Below are 19,441 nucleotides of genomic sequence, written 5' to 3' on the forward strand. Positions count from 1 at the left end.
ACAAGCTATTTTTTTTCTGCACTCGGAGCATTATATGTGTAACTTGTTATTTTTATATCTAACAAATGTCTTATTGCCTCGCCGGTTTTTTCCACATCCATAAGATTTGAAGGCCTTAACGAAAACCTATCCACCTTAATAAACCTCTTGCTTGTTTCCAATAAATATATAAAGTTAATACACTCATAAAATTCGCCCTCAACCCTCATGCTATAGGATATCTTTTCGAATGCTAACCCGCCTCCGCCGGTCGGAGGGCCTGATTTCTTAGCATCATCTGCCACATTTGCTCCGTGCACAATAAGCTTAGCTTCCTGCGCGGTTTTAACCATTGAATTCAAAAAGTCTTCATAGAGATCGGCTGTTTTAGCTGGCAACAAATCCTTTATGCTTTCTTTTTCTTTGCGTAACGCCTCAAGCCTCTTGTCCAACTCAATCATTTGAACTATTTTAGCTTCCGCATCTTTTACTTGAGAATTAACATTCTCTATTTCCCCCTGTATTTTCGTTAATTGATTGTATTGGATGAAATAACCGTATACAGCCAATCCAATAGCCAGCACTCCCGGTATAATAATGGTCAAAATAAGAAGTTTTCGTTCTGTCAATCTCATATTAATTAGTTTTAGGGGCTGCCTTGCTCTTTTTCAACTCAATATCAAACTTCAGCGCAAACTCCTCCTGATAATCCGGCATAGCTGTTTTAACAAGATTAAGAGCATCCTCATAACCCAAATCAAATATTTTCCCTAATTCCGGATGACGTCTTAATTTAATTCTGAATTCAGTCATTCTTTCAAGATTATCTGTTGCCGAAAGACAACTAAAACCAAGGGTATAAGCAATCTGTCCTTTAGATGAAGTCTTGCTACCCCCCTCTTCAGCCCGAAGAGAAGTAATCCAGATGGTAGGAGAACCCGATACAAGATCACATAATTGATCCACTGCTTCGTACCACAAAAATGGCCTGGTTGATGTGACAGAATCAACTGCTTTTTTCCATTCCGAGAGATTCCTCTCCTCAACAACCTTCTTGTCAAAATCAACCGTTTGCTGTTGCAGTTTGTTTAAATTACCACGAACCCCTTCAAGAGTTTTATTTTTGCTATTTAATTTCGCCATCATGAAGGCATTCCAGAATATCAATAATAATAGCATTATGATGGCGGCGTTAAGTAACAAAAATCGCGGAAGCGGCGTCCGCTCTTTGTATCGTTTTTCTTCCGGTAATAAATTAATCGTTATCATATCGCGTTATTTTATTATTCGTGCGGCCAAGCCGGTTGCAACAGCAAAATTAGACGCTATTTTCTTAAAGTCGACAGGATCAACTCCGTCTACTAATATCTCTAAAGATTCACAAGGATCCCATCGTATGGGCCGTTTCTCAAATGTGCTTTCAATAGCTTCATCTAATCCAATTATCTGTGAACCACCACCAGAAAGATAAATATGCTCAACTTTCTTGTCAGATTGATGCTCAAAATAATCGAATGATAACCCTATTTCATGGCAAAGTTCTTCGATAATTGAAGAAACAACTTCCTTAACTTCCTCCTGCTTAAGACCTGGATCGCGCTTCAATGCTTCAGCTTGGGCCGGTTGCATACCAATTCTTTTAACCAGAGCCTCGGTCAAATCGTTTCCGGCTATATGAATTTCTCTGGTAAAGTATGAGTTCAGCCCATAAATAACATTCACATTCGTTTTGGTCGCACCTATATCAATCATAGCCGAAACCTTTTTGTCCGGACCGCTGGCTCCGGCAGTGCTGAATTTTTGATTCAGTTCAAAAGCATTTCCCAGCGCAAAACAATCAACATCAATAATCAAAGGCAATAAACGAGTTTGTTCAATAATAGAAATGTGATCCTCTATTGTCTGCTTCTTAACTGCCACCAAAAGAACTCTCATTTCTTTTTCCTCGTGCTCTGGTTTCTCATCCTCCAATGGTGGCAATGGAGCGCAGTCAATCATCACCTCTTCAATTTCGAAGGGAATATACTTACTGGCTTCATACTTAATGGCGCTTCTCAACTCTTCGTCAGACATCTTGGGCATAGTAATATACCTGACGACCACTGATTTACCAGACACCGCGGTAACCACTTTTCTTGTATGCAACCCAGCGGTATCAAAGAATTCTTTAATGGCATCTTTAATATTCTGCTGAGGTAATAGATCCTTTATCCCATAACCGCTTACTACATAACTACCTGATGTGGTCGGCGAAGGCGTCAATTCGATAGCTTTTATGGCACTGGAACCAATATCTAATCCTATTATTGACTTGTTTACTTTAAGCTTAGCCATAACAAAATACAGGTGTTTTAATTTATTATCTTGCCCGGAACTTTCTTTTGTCTTTTTGTATAAAAATCATTGGCCTCATTATAAGAATCAATATCTCCGATATCAAACCAATGATGCTTCATTACATACCCAAAAACATCGCGCTTCTTATGCAACCACTGAATATAATAACCGGGTGCATCCGGATTAAGATAGCCGTCCAGATACTCCTTAATCAATCCGAAATCCTTAGCCGGAAAAACGTACAAACAAACCGCTATTAATGTGCTTTTAGGATCCGGCGGTTTTTCCTCAAAATCAATTACTTTATCCTCATTGTCCAAGGTCACAACACTATACTGACTTATTAATTGCCTGTCAACATCTTTCATATTTTTCAGGGCAATTGTCAAACCATGTTTTTTGTAACATTTAATTACGTCAGCGATATTTTCGCCGAAAAGATTATCGCCGGCAATAACCAATAAATCATCCTTTATCCCGCATTTGTCCAGCACAAATTTGATATCTCCGACAGCTCCCAGCTTGTTATCATTCGTAGTCGTCCCATCATTAATCAAGGTTATCTTTTTCTTAAACTTCTTCTGCACCTCAGGCAACCAGTTTTGATAACTCTCATAAAATCTCTGGTTTACTACGATAATAATCTCACTTATATCTTTAACCGGCGATAATAAGTCCAATGTCCATTCTATTACTGATTTTCCGGCGATATTTAACAGCGGCTTGGGGGTATTTTTGGTCAGCGGATACAATCTGACGCCATAACCGGCACCCAGAATTAATGCTTTCACGTTGCAGCCCTTCTTCTTTTAATATTTGATTTCTTTATGGTAACTTCATATAAACTAATGTCAATAAAAATATATCTTGACCTCCATAAATTTGATATTATCTTATATTACCATGAAAGATTCGGTTTACATCCAAACTTTCGGTTGCCAGATGAACAAGCTCGATTCCGAGCTTATCGCCAATGCCCTGGCCGACCAGGGCTACAATCTGGTCAACAAGGAGGAATCAGCCGATGTGATACTCCTGAACGCCTGCTCGGTCCGAGCCCATGCCGAAGAACGAGTCTACAACCGCCTGAGCCTGCTCAAGAAATACAAAATAACTAACCCCAAACTAATCATCGGCCTAGTCGGATGCATGGCCCAAAAGGACAAAGCCCAGGCCTTTGAACGCATTCCGCACCTGGACCTGGTCTGCGGTCCTCACCGTTACAAAACACTGGCCAAGCTTATTAACGATGCTCGAACCAAACATAATCCGGTCAACTGCACCGACCAAGCCGGCTTGCTCTCCGACGAGAACCCGAACCGGCGCGTTAATACGCCAACAGAACATCATGCATACATCCAGGCCATGCGCGGGTGCGACAACTACTGCAGTTACTGCATCGTGCCCTATGTCCGGGGCAAGGAAGTCAGCCGGTCCGTTAATGATATTACGACCGAAGCCAAAACCTTGGCCTCACAAGGCGTCAGAGATATCACCCTACTCGGCCAGAACATCACCGCCTACGGAAAACCTTCCAAATCTGCTTTCATAAACCTGCTGCACAACCTGCATTCTATAAACAGCATTGACAATATCGGATTCATCACCGGCCACCCGGCATTTGTCACCGACGAACTCCTTAAAACCATGGCCTCTCTCCCAAAAATACGGCGCGAACTCCATATGCCGGCCCAGTCCGGCTCGGACCGGATACTAAAAGACATGAACCGTGGCTATACTTCCAAGGAATACAGCACTATTATTAAACAAGCCTATCGTTTGATGCCGGACGTAAAAATTATCAGTGATTTTATTGTCGGATTCCCGTCCGAAAGCGAAGATGATTTTCAAGCTACGGTTGACTTAGTCAAAACAGCCCGGTTCTCCAAAATATTCGTATTCAAGTACTCACCTCGATCGGGAACGACCGCGGCTAAAATGACGGATGATATCCCGATGGCCATCAAAAAGGAACGAAATAACACGCTCCTTAAGGTTCAAAAGGAGACACATAGAAACAGTTAATCCTCTGGGCTTTTGCGCTGAATACAATGAATGCTATCAAATATATGTCCCTATCAGTAAAACTGGCCAAATCAGGCCAAGGTCGGGTAGAGCCTAACCCACTGGTCGGCGCGGTGATTGTCAAATCCGGCCGTATCATCGGCACAGGCTATCACCAATACTTTGGCGGGCCGCATGCCGAAATCAATGCCATCAACTCGGTCAAGAAACCCAAACTGCTCAAGGGCGCGACCCTATACATTAATCTAGAACCCTGCGTGCACTTCGGCAAAACGCCGCCCTGCGCACCGGCTATTATCCAGAGCGGTATTAAAAAAGTCGTTATTGCCCACCCCGATCCCAATCCCCTGGTCAGTGGCAAAGGCATCCGGATGCTCAAAAACGCCGGCATTAAAGTAGCCATAATAGAATCACAGGAGGCAATGATTATGAACGCGCCATTCTTCAAGTATCACAAAACCGGACTGCCCTATGTCATCGCTAAATGGGCTATGACCGCGGACGGCAAGCTCGCATCCGTCACCGGCGACTCCAAATGGATATCGTCCGAACAATCCCGCGCGCTGGTCCAGCAAATCCGCTCAAAGGTCCAGGGTATACTGGCAGGCATCAATACTGTTCTCAAGGACGACCCGATGCTAACCCCGAATCTTAAATCAAAGACCCATCTTTCGATTATCCCGGCCAGAATAATCGTTGATACCCGTGCCCGCATCCCGCTGGATTCCTGGATAGTCAAAACCGCCTCAACTATCAAAACCTATATCGCCGTCGCGGCGTCGGCCCCGGCAGGGAAACTGCAGGCCTTGGCAAAAAGAGGTTGCATCATAATAAGGACAACCGGAAGAAATACGGTTGACATCAAAGACCTGCTAAAACAACTGGGCAGAATCGGAATAATCAAAATACTCGTGGAAGGCGGCGGACAGATTCACTCCAGCGCCCTTATGGCCGGCCTGGTCGATGAGGCTTACATATTCATAGCACCCAAAATCATTGGCGGCCGCGACGCTAAAACCCCGGTCGAAGGCCCGGGCATTAAGCTTATGCGTCAGGCCATCAACCTGAAAAATATATCCGTCAAAAGCATCGGCCCGGATGTGCTGATACACGGATTGATTAAATAGAACTAACCCCTGACACGTTGTTTCAGGAGGCAAAGTTTACCCCGCCTATTCGGGGGGGGGCTCTGCCACTAACTCGCAATGCACTAACCTTATTCGCTAGAGCTCAAGGATAAGTCCTTACAGGAGGCTGACGCTCTGCCACTAACTCACGATGCACTAACCCTGTTCGCTATCGCTCAAGAATAAGTGCCAGTACGTCGCTACGCTCCTACTGGCACTAAATTTCTTGACCTACAAAACACCTTTGTCATAATGCCTTTATTATGGCCAGAATAACCCTGATGATATCGGCAATGATCCTGTTCCTAACAGCCGGCTGTGCCGTCCAGGAACAACAGAAATTGGCAACCGGCCTGGAACAAGGCGATATCCAGACGGAAATGATATCGTTCAAAACAATCAAGGATGTCACTGATACCGTCATCGGCTATATCGAAGAAGTGCGCTGGCGCGAAACCCAGCGTTCGGGCTGGCAGCCGGGCGCGGAACTGTTCTATGTCCAGTATATCTACGACAGCTCTTTCCGGCAAAAAGGATTCGTCTCGGCCCAGGGCGAGGCGCGCAGTTACCGCCAGGACGTCAAAGGCGAGGTCAACTACCACGGCATCATGCCCCTGTCCGACGCGGTCAAGCGCATTCTGGAAATCGACCCCAAGGATAGAATATATATCGATGACATCCAGCCCATGTACCGGTGGGAAGCCGACCTTAAGAAATAACTCCTTCTTATTAACCGAAAGTTTATACTATGAAAAGAACCCATACCTGCGGCCAGCTGACGGAAAAAGACATCAACCAAGCCGTGACCCTGTGCGGCTGGGTCAAGTCGCGTCGCGACCACGGCGGACTGGTCTTCCTGGATATCGAAGACCGCTACGGCATCACCCAATTGGTTTTTAATCCACAAACGGATAAGGCGCTCCATCAGCAGGCCGAACAGGTCAAACCGCAATACGTTATCAGAGCCACCGGCAAAGTCGCCGCCCGTCCGGCCGGCACGGAAAACGCCGAGCGCACCACCGGTCGTATAGAAATCCAGTCCAGCGCCCTGGAAATACTTTCCACCAGCGAACCGCTGCCCATAGACCTGGAAGCCGATAATATCCAAACCGAACTACGCCTCAAATACCGTTACCTGGACCTGCGCCGCAAACCGATGCGCGATATGCTCATCCTGCGCCATCAGGTAACCCAGGCCATGCGGGAATACTGCTCGAGCCAGGGCTTCGTCGAAGTTGAAACGCCGCTCATGACCAAGAGCACGCCCGAAGGCGCGCGCGATTACCTGGTACCCAGCCGGATTTTCCCGGGAAGTTTCTTCGCACTACCCCAATCACCGCAGTTGTTCAAGCAATTATTAATGGTCGGCGGGCTGGATAAATATTTCCAGATGGCCCGCTGCCTGCGCGACGAAGACCTCCGAGCCGACCGCCAGCCGGAATTCACCCAGCTGGATATCGAGATGTCATTCGTGGACGAACCCGACATCCTGTCGCTGATAGAAGGCCTGATGGTCGAGGTATTCCGCAAAGTGCTCAAGGTAGAACTTAAAACTCCATTCCGGCAGATGCCTTATGACCAAGCCATGCGCTATTACGGCTCGGACAAACCGGACCTGCGATTTGAGATGCTTATGGCCGATGTCGGCGCGCTCTTAAGCCAAAGCGATTTCAAGGTCTTCCAGCAGGTGGTCAAGGACTCAGGCATCATCAAGGGCATCGCCGCCAAAGGCACATTCTCCCGGAGCGAGATTGACAAGCTGACCGAGTTCGTCAAAGGCCTGGGCGCCAGCGGCCTGGTTACCTTCACCGTCCAGAACAACGCCCTGACCGGCGCCGTGGCCAAATACTTCAAGCCGGACATCCAGCAGGCGCTGATAAAAGAATGCCGCGCCCAGGAGGGCGATTATATATTCCTAATTGCCGGCAAGCCCGGCATCGTCAACCAGTCGCTCAGTAACCTCCGACTGCACCTGGCCGAAAAACTGGGACTGCTCAAGAACCCGTCCGAAAAGTACTGCTTCTGCTGGGTGACCGAGTTCCCGCTCTTGAAATACGACGACGAGTCCAAACGATTCGTCAGCGAGCACCATCCCTTCACCTCGCCCCGGCTGGCCGATATACCCCTGCTGACCGATAACCCAGGCGCGGTCAAGGCCCGGGCTTACGACCTGGTCCTCAACGGCGTGGAACTGGGCGGAGGCAGTATCAGAATACACTCGCAAGAACTGCAGAAAAAGATATTCAGCCTGCTGGGTATCGGGCCCGAAGAGGCGCAGTCGCGCTTCGGCTTCCTGCTCGAGGCCTTTCGCTACGGCCCGCCGCCGCATGGCGGCATCGCACTGGGAATGGACCGGCTGGTGATGCTATTATCGGGCAGTGATAATATCCGCGACGTCATTGCCTTCCCCAAAACCATGACCAGCTCCTGCCTGCTCACCGGCGCGCCCAGCCAGGTCGATGAGAAACAACTGAAAGAATTGGGAATCAACCTATCGAAACCTCAAGTGGCAAAGGAGTAATAATATGGATATCTACGATGCCATAAATAAAAGGACCAGCATCCGCAAATACAAACCCGACGCCGTCAGCGACGACAAGCTCAACCGCATCCTGGATGCGGCCCGCCGGGCGCCGTCCGGCAAGAACGGACAGCCATGGCGCTTCATCGTCGTCCGAGACAAGAAGATAAAACAAGACCTGATTCTGGCCTGCCGGAACCAGGCCTTCATCGCCGAGGCGCCCGTCATCATCATCGGTTGCGCCGTCGAAGCCGAATCATACCAGAAACAAGGCGGCTATATGAAAAGCTGGTCCATCGACCTGGGACTGGCTTTTGAGCACCTTATGCTGACGGCCGTGGCCGAAGGACTGGGCAGCTGCTGGATCGGCGCCTTTGACGAGGTCGAAGTCCGCAAAGTCCTTAACATACCGAACCAGTTCCGCATCGTCGGCCTAGCCCCGCTGGGCGTGCCGGCCGAATCGCCCGCGCCCAAGCCGCGTAAGCCGCTTAACGAAATAGTCTCATACGACAAGGCTCCGGATAAATAGAATGTAAATGCTGTCTTAGGCGAGAAATTATTTGTCCAGCTTGCCGAACTTATCCAGTTTGGCGTCAACCTCTTTTTTCAGGTCGTCCACCGCGGTGTTGTTGCCTTTTAACAACTCGTTAATCGAGCCGCGCTTGGCGGTCAGGTTGGACATCAACGCATTCTTGGGACCGTCAATTATCTGGTCCAGCTTCTTGCGTGCTTCCTGCTTGGCCGCCTCGACCCGGGCATCAATAATCCGCTTGAAAGAATCAGTGATAATCTGGTCAACCGTGGAGGTAATCTTAAAATCCGGCTTGCCCTTCTCGATGGTTATTTTACCCTCGATTTTTAGGTTCGGAGCCGTGGCCAGCGCGTTGGCGATTTCCCTGGCCAGGTCGTTGGCCGGCACGTCCTCGGGAGCAAACACTAAATTACGCGGCAGTATGTTCATAAGCAACTCCACCCGGCTGCCCTGGCTGGTGATGTCCACGGTTATGTCGGCCAAGCCCTGGGATACCTGCTTGGGCAACAAAGCCGATGACTTGGCCAGCGAGAATCCCTTGATGTCCATACCGTTGATGTTGACCCGGCCGGTGTCGCGGCTGACCGACTGGGTATGGTCCAGCACGGCCTGGAGCTCGAAGTTGGGCTCTGACCCCTTGATGATCAGAAATGCCGGTTTGCCGTAAAGCCGCGGGTTGGACGAGATGCCCTCAATCTTACCATGAAACTTCAACTCGGCCGGATTATTGCCCAACCCGGTGGTGATGGACGCGACCTTGAGCAGGAATCCCGGATAAGAATTGATTCGGGGAAATTCCACATCGATACCTTTAAACTTAGGAGGCGCCGGCGGTTTCTCATCGCCCGAGGGCATATAGTTCTTGGCCAGGTCCAGCCAGTAAAGGAAACTGTTGACCCGGTCCAGCCAGACCGGCCCGAAAAGCAGCCGGGCAATGCCTTCCTTGGTGATGCTCTGTATGCTCGATATCGAACCGATGACGTTGAGATAATCCTGCTCTTTCATCTGGTCGATGTTCTTGAGCGAACCAGCCAAACCATCAAAGTCGGCCTGGACTGTCCGGTCGGTGCTGGTCAGGTCGGTCTTGAGCTGGTCGACGTTCTGCTTGATTTCCTTGAGCTTCTTGACCTCCTGTTTTAGCTTAGCCGGCTTAATCTCCTTGAAATCGAGGTCGTTCACCTGCTGGCGAATCTGAACCACCCGGGCGCTGATATTCAGCCCGTTAACCGACGCCTGGGCGGCCTGGTGCCTGGCGTTGACCGCATCCTCGGACTTCTTTATCTCGGCCGGCGTAGCCAGCTTGTCGGCACTAACCAGCTCGTCGGCGTTGAACTTCTGGTTACCCTTAAGCATCTCCATTATGGGCAGTTTGGCCGTTTCGTCCTCGATGGCCGTCTTCTCGCCGGTAAAGTCGTGTTTCTTTTTCTCCTTCTTCTTTTCCTCGACCACCGGTAGTTTGCCCGAAGTGGTCCGCTTGGTGCCTCGCTGGATGCAGTCGATGGCCATCTCGTTGATGACGATTTTCTTCTGCAACAGCGCCGACCAATCCATATCGAAACGAACGTCCTTGATTTCTATCTGGTTCTGCCACTCGTTGTCCGGGTCAGCCACCTGCAACCCGCCGATATTAAGAAGCAGTTTCAAGGCACTCATCTGAAACCGGGCGATTTCCACCCGGGCCCCGGCAATACTGCCGCCTATGGACTCGAGCGCGCCCTTGACCATATTGTCCGCGAAGAACAGCCCGAAGCCGCACAGCAGCACCAGGATGACGGCGAACGCGATGACGCCTTTCCAACGCATAATGTTATCCTTTAGTTCCTGAAATTACTGATACGCGCGTACCACTGGTAAATCCAGCTGGCCTTGAGCACCTGGAAGATTCGGAGCTTTTCCAGCCTGGGCTTGACCGATGCCCGGTAAGCCAGCACGCCCTTTTCCGATGCTATCAATCCGGGATAGAACAGTATCAGCGATATAACCAGACTGCCCAGCAATAAGGTGTTGTTGAACCCGGTCAGCGGAATGAGCGGCATGTTGTAGAATACCGTCCAGAGCGGCTTAAGGAACTCCATCCGAACCAAAAGCAGGTAACCCAGCTGGTGCGACAGCGGGTCTATGGCCCACGAGGCCAACCCGAACAATAACCAGGAAAATATGACGGCCGAGACGTTGACCCGGATAATGCAGATAAGGAAAACCACCACCAGGTTATGCAGGCTGAAGGTAGGGGTCAATCCCAGAATCATGCCGAAGGCGATGCCGCCGGCCACCTGACGTGGCGCGACCTCGCCGTTAAGAATCTGGAAAAGCTGTTTCAGGAACTTGAGCAAAAGCATAAACGGAGTATACCGATTTATCAGTCCCTGTCAAATAAATAGGGAAATAGTCCACAGATAAACGCAGAGCCCTGCGGGCTACGCAGATTAATATTATTAGGAATTATCCGCGTTAATCTGCGAAGATCAGTGTACTATTTACGGATTTAGTTGCTATCAGCCGATTAATTCATATCATAATCAGCCTATGAACAAGCCTTACACTATGGTTTTCGAGGACGACCAGATTATGGTGGTGGACAAATCCGCCGGCCTGCTGGTCATCCCCACGCCGGCCGGGGAAACGCACACCCTGACCGACCTGCTTAACCGAGAGCTGACGGCTAAGGGCCAGACCTCCCGGGCGCACCCCTGCCACCGGCTGGACCGCGAGACCTCCGGCCTGATACTCTACGCCAAGGGTAAAGCCACCCAGCAGTCCCTGATGGAACAGTTCCACAAGCACCTGGTAAAAAAGAAATACATCTGCTTCGCCCAGGGCTATATCAAAACCGGACCGAATAACTGGATGACCATAGACTCGCCGCTCGAAGGCAAGCACGCCCTAACCCGCTACCGGGTAACCAAGCTCGACCTACGCGGGTTCAGCATCGTTGAGGTCGAGCCGGAAACCGGACTGACCAACCAGATAAGACTGCACTTCAAGGCCATCAGGCATCCACTGGTGGGCGAGCGTCGGTTTTCATACGCCAAGGACTACGCCCTCAAATTCCGCCGGGTGGCCCTGCACGCCACCTATCTCAGCTTCCAGCACCCGGTCACCAAAGAACAGCTCGAATTCACCAGCCCCCTGCCGCCGGATATGGCGGAGTTTTAAGATTACCACGAAAGCTCGAAATAACGAAACTATAAAATTATTTCGGGTTTTAATCTTTCGTGCCTTCGTGGTTGTTTTTAATCTGTGTAATCTGTGGCTAAAGTTTCCCCACCCCTTTGCCGAAGATGTTAATATGGCCACCAAAAAACCTATTGTCATAGCCGGAGCGGTGTTTTGCCTCATCGCGCTCTACCTGATTTTCGGCGGTTCGGGCAGTCATTCCCAGACCCAGGAACCGGTATTCCAGGGCGCCGGCGATTCGATAATGGAACTGCGCTTCAACAACAAGTCCAACCCCCGGGACAAGGCCATTAGCATCGAAAAGGCCGTGCTCTGCCTGGACGTCAAGAGCCGCAATTACGTGACCGAGATGAGCCGGTTCACCTCGGACGTGGGTACGATTTACTGTTGGGCCCGGATAATCAACGGCGACCGGCAGAAAATCAGGTTCATCTGGCAAGTCGGCAATAATATATCTCCCAGCCCCTGGCTGGACGTCAACAGCGACAAATTCCGCATCTGGTGCCCCAAATACATCGACCCCAAGGCCTCCGGAGAGGGAACCGTTGACATCGTCGACGGCACCGGCCGCCTGCTCAAGAGACTGCAGTTCGAAGTGGTCCGGCTCAAAAAGCCGGCCTACCGGAGCATCCGCAAGATATAACCATACCCCCTTATAAGGCGATGAAAGTTACCGGTTTGTCACATATCCAGAGATGCTTAATTTTGGCAGTTTTACATAACTCATTAAATTACAAGAGATTAGAACAAAAATAATTTATTGCTAAATTCCCGGATTTTGACAAAATGTAACTTTTGCTCAATTTATGGGGGTACAGAGGGGGTACCCCCACCCCCTACCCACCCTCCCCCCTCCCCCCTTACACCTCTTCTACTAAACCATAAAGAGGTCACAATTACCCCCCCGAAAGTGCCAGGGATAAAACATAAAGAGGTCTAGACTACTACTTCTATGTAGCAGGGCTACTGGGGGAATATGGCTGGGATACTGGGCGAAGACGACAGAGATACTTGGTGAAGACTCCAGGGGTAGCCCCCGAAAGCGGCACGGATAACCCCTCAAGATGTGAGAACTACCGGCCGTGTAGAACAGGGTATGGTGTACCTCAAAACCATTGCCCCGATAGCATACCCATAGATAATTGGCTAATTTGGTAAAAATAGCGCTCTGCAATCCAATTATTTAGCGCATTTCCCAAAGGTTTATTTTTATCCCCCAAACTACTGGCGACCCCACCTACTGCCCAATCTGGGTGGGAGTGGAACGGTTAATCGTATCTCCAAGACCTAATTCATAATAAGTATTCATGCCCCATCCCCATAAGGTGTTATTATATTTTACCGCTAAAGAGCGAAGTCCACCAGAAAAAACATCTTTCCAATCAATATCAGTGCCGACCCGAACAGGTGAGTTACGGTTGGTATTATCACCCAAGCCTAATTGGCCACAGTTATTACTACCCCAAGCCCATAAAGAACTATCTGTCTTGACCGCTAAAGTGTTGGTGCCGCCAGAAACTTGTTTCCAATTGATATCCGTGCCGACCCGGACAGGTGAGTTACGGTTGGTATTATCACCCAAGCCTAATTGACCATAGTTATTACTACCCCAAGCCCATAAAGTACCATCTGTTTTGATTGCTAAAGTATGATACTCTCCACCGGAAACTTGTTTCCAATTAGTATCCGTGCCAACCCGGACAGGTGAGTTACGTCCGGTGTTATCGCCTAAACCCAATTGGCCATAGTTATTACTACCCCAAGCCCATAAAGTACCATCTACTTTAATAGCTAAAGTGTGCTGCCACGCACAGGCAACATCCTTCCAATTAGTATCCGTGCCGACTTGGATTGGAAAGTTTCTATTAATTGAATTTCCTAACCCCAACTGACCGCTGGCATTTTGTCCCCAAGCCCATAAAGTACCATCTGCTTTAATTGCTAAGGTGTGCCATCCTCCACCGGAAACCTGCTTCCAATTAGTATCCGTGCCAACCCTGGTAAGTGAGTTACGACTGGTGTTATCACCTAAACCCAATTGGCCATAGGGATTACTACCACAAGACCATAAAGTACCATCTATTTTAATCGCTAAGGTCTGCTCTTCTCCACCAGAAACCTGCCTCCAATTAGCATCAATACCAACCTTGGCAGGTAAACTACGACTACTATTATCGCTTAACCCTAACTCACCATATCCATTATATCCCCACCCCCATAAAGAGTTATCTATTTTAATTGCTAACGTATGATTACCTCCACAAGCAACCTTTCCTCCATTTTCACCACTACTAACGGATTGAGTTGGTGATATTTTATCATTAGTATCCCCTGTTCCTAACTGTCCATTATTATTGTCTCCCCATGATATTAATGAATCATCATTTTTGATTCCGATAGAATGCTTCCAACCGGCCTCGACTATGGACCAGTCGGTGTCTGTGGCTACCCGGGTCGGTCCGGTCCGGGTTATCAGGTCTCCCAGGCCTAACTGGCCTTGCGAGTTGTCGCCCCATTCCCAGATGGTCCCGTCTGTTCTTTTAGCCATAGTATGCTTATATCCGACCGATATATCAGTCCAGTCGGTATCGGTCAATACCTGTGCCGGCGCGGTCCGGTCTGCGGTATCTCCCAATCCCAGCTCGCCTTCGGCGTTATCGCCCCAGGCCCAGATAGTGCCATTGGTCTTACGGGCCACGGTGTGGTTATAGCCGCTTTCGGCCTCGGCCCAGTTGGTATCCGAGCCAACCTGGGTCAATGATGTCCGGCTGACGGTGTCGCCCAGGCCCAATTCGCCGTCTGAGTTGTCGCCGCAGGCCCAGAGCGTGCCGTTGGTTTTGACCACCTGGGCGCTTTCGTATCCGCAGGCGATGGAGGCCACGCTGGAATCGGATATGACCCGGGTCGGGTCATAGCGGAATACGTCATCGCCCAGGCCAAGCTGCCCGCAGAGGTTATCGCCCCAGGCGTAGGCGTTGTTGTCAGCGGTTTTGGCAAAGCTGTGTGAATGGCCGCCGGCCGCGATGTCGGTCCAGTTGGTGGCCATGCCTATGCGGGTAAAGACATTGGTACCGGTAACAACTATGCCCAGTCCGAGCTGGCCTTCGGCGTTATCACCGCAGGACCAGATGGTGCCATCAGCCTTGAGTCCCAGGGAGAATCCGGCGCCGACCGCCACCTTGGTCCAGTCAGTATCTGTAAATACCTGGGTGGGTGAGGTCTTGGTGACATAATTACCCAGGCCTAATTCACCTTTAGAATTATCGCCCCAGGCCCAGAGGGTACCGTCGTTCTTAACGCCCATGGTGTGGAATTCGCCCCCGGCGATATGCGTCCAGCGGGTGTTGGTTACGGCCGTAAATGACTGGTTTGAACCGTAGACCGTACCCGAAGCATTGATAGCCATCAACCTGAAATTATAAGTAGCGTTTGTGGCCAACCCGGTTATCGGCTCGTTGATATTGATATATGCCGTGCCGGAGCCGATATTCCTTAAAGTGGTTGATGAGCCGTAGCCGGTGGTAGCACCCCATTGGAATTGTATATCCGTGCTCAAGCCGTTGGGGTTGACCGTGCCGTTTAATTCGGCGCTGGAGAAATCTATGTCCGTGGCCGGATTAGTCAGGGCCGTGGGCGGCCCGGCCGGGGTGACAAATGTCTGGTCGTTGCCAAAAACAGTGCCGGAGTCGTTATTGGCCACCATCCGAAAGTGATAGGTGGTGCTGGCGAATATTCCTATGAGCGCATCAGCTACATTGACGCTGGACAGGCCGCTTCCGATATCTATGGGCTGAGTGGTACTGCCGTAGGCGGTGGTGGTGCCCCATTGGAAGTAGGCCGTAGCCGCGAATCCGTTGGGATTGGCCGTGCCGGTCAGGGTTACGGAGTTATATGTGACATTAGTGGCTGAGCCGGTGGTAGCTGAGGGCGGCACCGGCTGGGCTGAGGTGTTGAAGGTCTGGTCTGTGCCGTAGGAGGTACCGGAGCTGTTGGTGGCTACCATACGGAAATGGTATATAGTGCTGGGCGTCAGGCCGGTGATATCGGCCGAGGTGCTGGTCGAGGTTGTGCCGTTGCCGGCTGATTGCGATGCGGTGGTGGTACCGTATGATGTCGTGGTGCCGTATTCGAAATAGACCGTGGTGGCCAGTCCGTTAGGGTTAAGATTTCCATAAAATGAGGCAGTATTATGGCTGACGTTACTGAGGTAGTTGGTCATCACGGTCGGGGCAATATTCAGGGCGCTGGTGGCGGCCGAGACCTCGCTGCAATAAGCGCTGTTGCCGGAGGCGCTGTATGCCCTGACCCGGTAGTAATAGATAAATCCGCTCATCAGTCCAGTGTCGCTGTAGGTAATAGCATTAGCTGATAATGAGGCTATCTGGGCATAGGCTCCGCCGCCCATTTTCTGCTCTACTTTAAAGCCGGTTTCGTCTGAGGAGTTGTCCTGCCAGCTCAGGTTTATCTGGGTGGCTGATGCCACCGTGGCAACCAGGTTAAACGGAGCGGTCGGCGCGGGCACGTCGGTGACGGTGATAGTAATGGTTTCTTCGACATAGAGACCTATAGCGTCGGCTACTTTGAATCTTACGGTGGAATAGGTACCGGACTGGTTATAGGTAGGCACCCAGGTGAATACCTGTGTAGCGACATTGAAGGTAGCTCCGGCCGGCAGGTTATAGGCGGTGAATGTCATGGTATCGCCGTCCGGGTCGGTAGCCGATACGGTAAAGGTCAGGGTTGTGCCTTCGGTGATAATCTTATTGCCTATGGCGTTGAGAACCGGTGTCCGGTATGACGTTGAGGCGCTGCTGCCGCTGTCAGAGCTCTCGCCGCCTCCGCCGCCGCAACCGCCGTAATTAAACGCGGTGAGATAAGCAATAAACACAATAACTGCGGCTATTTTAGTCAAACTGCTGCGCATACTTACGTCCTTTCATCGAGTTATTTCAGGAGAGCATATGCTGTCTTAATTAGATGCAATATAAACTAAAGGGGAAATTTGTCAAGGGAATATATTGTTTTCGGGCTATAAATTATTACGACTAGCCTCAAATCCCTACATCCCCTTGTTGACCTTCCAGTCTAAGGCACTGATGACGCGGGCGTGGATGTCCTGGATATGCGCCTTGGTGGCTGGGTCTATGGGTACGCCCATACTCTTGGTGATGATTACCTGGCAGTTGTCCCTGATGGTTATCAGGTCGGCCCGGGCCAGGGCGATAGCATCCGAAGGAATGCCGTTCCGGGCCTCGGACAGGGACAGGCTGATTATCTTTTCCAGGTGCGCCCGCTGGAGGTTGCGCCGGAATGGATTGATGGCTAGGTCTTCCTTGAGGTCCAGCCAGGCGCCGTCTTTATCCAGTATCATAATCTCCGACCAGATGCCGTTCCACAAAGAGTCGAACAGCTCGGCCAGTCCGAACTGCTCCTGGTCCTTGTCGTAACGCAGGCTGATGTTGGCTACCCGGTTGAGCACCATCGGGTCGTAGAGGTAATTAAGCGCCGCGCCCTGGATGGCTAGCACCGTGCCGTAGAGCTGCGGCTCGACAGTCGGCGCGCTGCCCGGCCCTCCGCCGTAATCGGGCATCATATCCACACCCAGCTTGTTAATCACGCCGGCCGGAGGCAGGGTCTGCCCGGAAATATTAAATATCTTGTCTTTGAGGAATTCCATAGCCAGTTTCTGCTTGGCGGCCGTAACGGGTTCGAAAGGCGATTTACCGTCCGGGTCACCGATATGGTCGCGCCGGTGGTAGATGCCGCCGATGAAGCGGGCGGCCATTTGGGCGGACTGGGCGTATTCATTGACGCCCTGGCGGAATACCCGGCGCATCTTGGGGTAACCCTGGCCGGGCTTGCTGAACTTGGGCTCTATCTTGCGCCAGAGCTCGTTGGCCAACTCGATGCGCAGTTGGGCGAATTCGAGCGGGTCACTGCCCAGGTCCCACATATTGCAGAGCGGGTCGATGCTCTTGGAGGCGTTGCCATAGGCGTCTTCGTCGGTACCGTAGGCCAGCTCCGGCTGGGCGCAACGCGAGGCTATCTCGCTAAGCTTAGCCAACTCTTCTTCAGGTGCCTTGGCACCCAGCGGCTTGTAGGCGTACTCAATAGCCCAGCAGTCATACGGCCCGACCGTGGAATGCCAGAACTCACCCTGCTTGGTCTGGTCCAGCGCCACGTTTGACGGGCAATAATCCATAACCGAACCGGTCAGGCCCTGCCGGCTGGTCAGCTCCTTGTCGTGAAGCTTGCTGACCGGCAATGCGATGCTGGACTTGAAGTTATGCCTCAGGCCCAGGGTATGCCCGACCTCGTGGCAAACCAGGTCAACGACATAATCCTGCACGAATTTCTCGGCCTCTTCTTCCTTGCCTTCGAGGAACCCGCGCGCTTCCATCAACGATAGGGCCAAAGATGCCTGGTAGGCCAGGCCACGGCCATATTCGCAACAGGCGTTATTCTTGCCCAACCGTGCAGGCTGTGACAACGGATTGACGAATTCCTCGAACTCGTTATAATTATGGCGGAACATATCGGAGCTGATGCGGATATCGGCGGCGTAGAGCTCGCCGGTGAACGGGTCGTCGTGCGACGGTCCGACCGCGTAGCCGAATCCGGGGCTGACCATCCAGCGGATGGTGTTGTAACGCACGTCGGCCGGGTCCCAGTCGGCGTCATCCGGCTGTTGGTAAACAACCATAGCATCCTTGAAGCCGGCCTGTTCAAAGGCCTTGTTCCAAAGAAGCACGCCTTTCTTGACCGATTCGCGGTATTCCAGCGGGATGGTTTTTTCCAGCCAAAAGACTATCGGTTGTTTAGGCGGCGAGAGCGGCGCGGCGGGGTCGGATTTTTCCAGCCGCCAGCGATTGACATAACGAACATAGGGTGTTTCCGGCTTGACCGAGGAGTAATCGGCGTACATGGTCAGGAAATGCCCGACCCGGTCGTCGGCCAGGCGCGGCACGTAGCCGGGTTTGGGCAGAGTGCAGATGGAATAATAATATTTAATGAACAAGCTGCGCGAATCGGCCAGGGTGGACGACGCGCCGGACTTTCCGGAGCGAAAATGCATGTTGATTTCGATGTCAACATTTTCAGGGAAGGTCTTGAGCTGGGAGAAACAGCTGTTTTCCCGGTCGAACCCGAAGTCGGCCTTGGTGGCTTCGCTGAGATGATGGGCCAGGTTATAACGGTCGAACAGGAACAGGTCGTTGAGCGACACCAGCACCGAACCGGTGGGCGTATGCGGCTTGGACATGACTACCGACGAAGAAATCATCGAGTCGCTGATGCCTTTTTCCAGCGCCCGGAAAATGGGCTTGTCCCGGTCGGCCCGGAAAAGCACATTCTTATGTATCAGCTGGATGCGGTTATTGACCCGGCGGAAAAAGAACGGGAAGTTGTCCTGCAAAGCCGATTGGTCGAAGAAACCGCCGTCGCCGGTTTCCCGGGTGACCGAACAAAGGTATACCGTGTCGAACTGGTCGGATTTTATCTCCAGGATGGCCCGGCCGTCCTTGGAATGCTGGTATATGGTGAAGAGCCCGCCGGTAATCGGCTTGAAGTCCTTGATAATCTCGGAGAATTCCTTTTCGTCGCCGTTCTTGGCCGGCTCGGCCTTATTCTCGGCCGCCGGTATGGCCGCACAGCCGGCATAGATGCCAAGCATCAAACATAGGGATACAGAAAACGCACAGGCCTGTAATTTATAATTCATATTTCTCCTTGCCACCGGTGCTA

The 19,441-nt window shown here is 51.1% G+C and carries 15 protein-coding genes; 7 read left to right on the forward strand and 8 right to left on the reverse strand.

The genetic code is table 11. From position 1 onward, the window contains the following. Positions 1 to 5: 5 nt before the first annotated feature. The 4 genes from WC980_08750 to WC980_08765 are packed head-to-tail and all read right to left on the reverse strand — an operon-like array spanning position 6 to position 3,107. The gene (locus WC980_08750) at positions 6 to 614 is read right to left on the reverse strand and encodes a GspMb/PilO family protein (protein MFA5795132.1); all 609 of its coding nucleotides are present in this window, start codon (positions 612 to 614) and stop codon (positions 6 to 8) included. Between the two features lies 1 nt (position 615). Further along, the gene (locus WC980_08755) at positions 616 to 1,248 is read right to left on the reverse strand and encodes a hypothetical protein (GenBank protein MFA5795133.1); all 633 of its coding nucleotides are present in this window, start codon (positions 1,246 to 1,248) and stop codon (positions 616 to 618) included. A 6-nt stretch (positions 1,249 to 1,254) separates the two neighbouring features. Continuing rightward, on the reverse strand, positions 1,255 to 2,313 hold the full coding sequence (pilM, locus tag WC980_08760) for a type IV pilus assembly protein PilM (protein MFA5795134.1): 1,059 nt from the start codon (positions 2,311 to 2,313) through the stop codon (positions 1,255 to 1,257). Positions 2,314 to 2,330: 17 nt separating this feature from the next. After that, positions 2,331 to 3,107 (reverse strand): nucleotidyltransferase family protein, encoded by a 777-nt coding sequence (locus WC980_08765; GenBank protein MFA5795135.1) that lies wholly within the window; start codon positions 3,105 to 3,107, stop codon positions 2,331 to 2,333. A gap of 112 nt (positions 3,108 to 3,219) precedes the next feature. Here WC980_08765 and miaB point away from each other — a divergent pair, with 112 nt between their 5' ends. The 5 genes from miaB (at position 3,220) to WC980_08790 (ending at position 8,518) form a co-directional block, all read left to right on the forward strand. Next, positions 3,220 to 4,341 carry a tRNA (N6-isopentenyl adenosine(37)-C2)-methylthiotransferase MiaB gene (gene miaB / locus WC980_08770; GenBank protein MFA5795136.1) on the forward strand — a complete coding sequence of 374 codons (1,122 nt, stop codon included), beginning with the start codon at positions 3,220 to 3,222 and terminating at the stop codon, positions 4,339 to 4,341. A gap of 26 nt (positions 4,342 to 4,367) precedes the next feature. Continuing rightward, complete coding sequence (gene ribD / locus WC980_08775; GenBank protein MFA5795137.1) at positions 4,368 to 5,468, forward strand: bifunctional diaminohydroxyphosphoribosylaminopyrimidine deaminase/5-amino-6-(5-phosphoribosylamino)uracil reductase RibD; 1,101 nt, start codon at positions 4,368 to 4,370, stop codon at positions 5,466 to 5,468. Between the two features lie 263 nt (positions 5,469 to 5,731). Next, on the forward strand, positions 5,732 to 6,187 hold the full coding sequence (locus tag WC980_08780; protein ID MFA5795138.1) for a hypothetical protein: 456 nt from the start codon (positions 5,732 to 5,734) through the stop codon (positions 6,185 to 6,187). A gap of 29 nt (positions 6,188 to 6,216) precedes the next feature. Beyond that, positions 6,217 to 7,989 carry an aspartate--tRNA ligase gene (gene aspS, locus WC980_08785; protein MFA5795139.1) on the forward strand — a complete coding sequence of 591 codons (1,773 nt, stop codon included), beginning with the start codon at positions 6,217 to 6,219 and terminating at the stop codon, positions 7,987 to 7,989. Between the two features lie 4 nt (positions 7,990 to 7,993). Then, complete coding sequence (locus WC980_08790; GenBank protein MFA5795140.1) at positions 7,994 to 8,518, forward strand: nitroreductase family protein; 525 nt, start codon at positions 7,994 to 7,996, stop codon at positions 8,516 to 8,518. Between the two features lie 27 nt (positions 8,519 to 8,545). On the opposite strand, the gene WC980_08795 is transcribed toward WC980_08790, so the two are convergent. Next, positions 8,546 to 10,324 carry a TIGR03545 family protein gene (locus WC980_08795; protein ID MFA5795141.1) on the reverse strand — a complete coding sequence of 593 codons (1,779 nt, stop codon included), beginning with the start codon at positions 10,322 to 10,324 and terminating at the stop codon, positions 8,546 to 8,548. An 11-nt stretch (positions 10,325 to 10,335) separates the two neighbouring features. Beyond that, positions 10,336 to 10,860 (reverse strand): TIGR03546 family protein, encoded by a 525-nt coding sequence (locus WC980_08800; GenBank protein ID MFA5795142.1) that lies wholly within the window; start codon positions 10,858 to 10,860, stop codon positions 10,336 to 10,338. A 187-nt stretch (positions 10,861 to 11,047) separates the two neighbouring features. Here WC980_08800 and WC980_08805 point away from each other — a divergent pair, with 187 nt between their 5' ends. Further along, positions 11,048 to 11,677 (forward strand): RluA family pseudouridine synthase, encoded by a 630-nt coding sequence (locus WC980_08805; protein MFA5795143.1) that lies wholly within the window; start codon positions 11,048 to 11,050, stop codon positions 11,675 to 11,677. A gap of 133 nt (positions 11,678 to 11,810) precedes the next feature. Then, positions 11,811 to 12,341, forward strand: coding sequence for a DUF2914 domain-containing protein (locus WC980_08810; protein MFA5795144.1), 531 nt, complete (start codon positions 11,811 to 11,813; stop codon positions 12,339 to 12,341). A gap of 594 nt (positions 12,342 to 12,935) precedes the next feature. Here WC980_08810 and WC980_08815 read toward each other — a convergent pair. Further along, entirely contained in the window at positions 12,936 to 16,622 is a 3,687-nt protein-coding gene (locus WC980_08815; protein MFA5795145.1) for a fibronectin type III domain-containing protein, read from the reverse strand. 135 nt (positions 16,623 to 16,757) lie between these two features. After that, complete coding sequence (locus WC980_08820; GenBank protein MFA5795146.1) at positions 16,758 to 19,418, reverse strand: zinc-dependent metalloprotease; 2,661 nt, start codon at positions 19,416 to 19,418, stop codon at positions 16,758 to 16,760. Positions 19,419 to 19,441 lie beyond the last annotated feature (23 nt).

The sequence above is a fragment of the Candidatus Brocadiia bacterium genome (genome assembly GCA_041658285.1).
Taxonomy (GTDB): Bacteria; Planctomycetota; MHYJ01; order JACQXL01; family JACQXL01; genus JBBAAP01.

Coding starts and splice junctions, on each gene's coding strand:
- WC980_08750 (MFA5795132.1), bottom strand. CDS start 614: ATGAGATTGACAGAACGAAAACTTCTTATTTTGACCATTATTATACCG.
- WC980_08755 (MFA5795133.1), bottom strand. CDS start 1,248: ATGATAACGATTAATTTATTACCGGAAGAAAAACGATACAAAGAGCGG.
- pilM (MFA5795134.1), bottom strand. CDS start 2,313: ATGGCTAAGCTTAAAGTAAACAAGTCAATAATAGGATTAGATATTGGT.
- miaB (MFA5795136.1), top strand. CDS start 3,220: ATGAAAGATTCGGTTTACATCCAAACTTTCGGTTGCCAGATGAACAAG.
- ribD (MFA5795137.1), top strand. CDS start 4,368: ATGAATGCTATCAAATATATGTCCCTATCAGTAAAACTGGCCAAATCA.
- WC980_08780 (MFA5795138.1), top strand. CDS start 5,732: ATGGCCAGAATAACCCTGATGATATCGGCAATGATCCTGTTCCTAACA.
- aspS (MFA5795139.1), top strand. CDS start 6,217: ATGAAAAGAACCCATACCTGCGGCCAGCTGACGGAAAAAGACATCAAC.
- WC980_08790 (MFA5795140.1), top strand. CDS start 7,994: ATGGATATCTACGATGCCATAAATAAAAGGACCAGCATCCGCAAATAC.
- WC980_08795 (MFA5795141.1), bottom strand. CDS start 10,324: ATGCGTTGGAAAGGCGTCATCGCGTTCGCCGTCATCCTGGTGCTGCTG.
- WC980_08800 (MFA5795142.1), bottom strand. CDS start 10,860: ATGCTTTTGCTCAAGTTCCTGAAACAGCTTTTCCAGATTCTTAACGGC.
- WC980_08805 (MFA5795143.1), top strand. CDS start 11,048: ATGAACAAGCCTTACACTATGGTTTTCGAGGACGACCAGATTATGGTG.
- WC980_08810 (MFA5795144.1), top strand. CDS start 11,811: ATGGCCACCAAAAAACCTATTGTCATAGCCGGAGCGGTGTTTTGCCTC.
- WC980_08815 (MFA5795145.1), bottom strand. CDS start 16,622: ATGCGCAGCAGTTTGACTAAAATAGCCGCAGTTATTGTGTTTATTGCT.
- WC980_08820 (MFA5795146.1), bottom strand. CDS start 19,418: ATGAATTATAAATTACAGGCCTGTGCGTTTTCTGTATCCCTATGTTTG.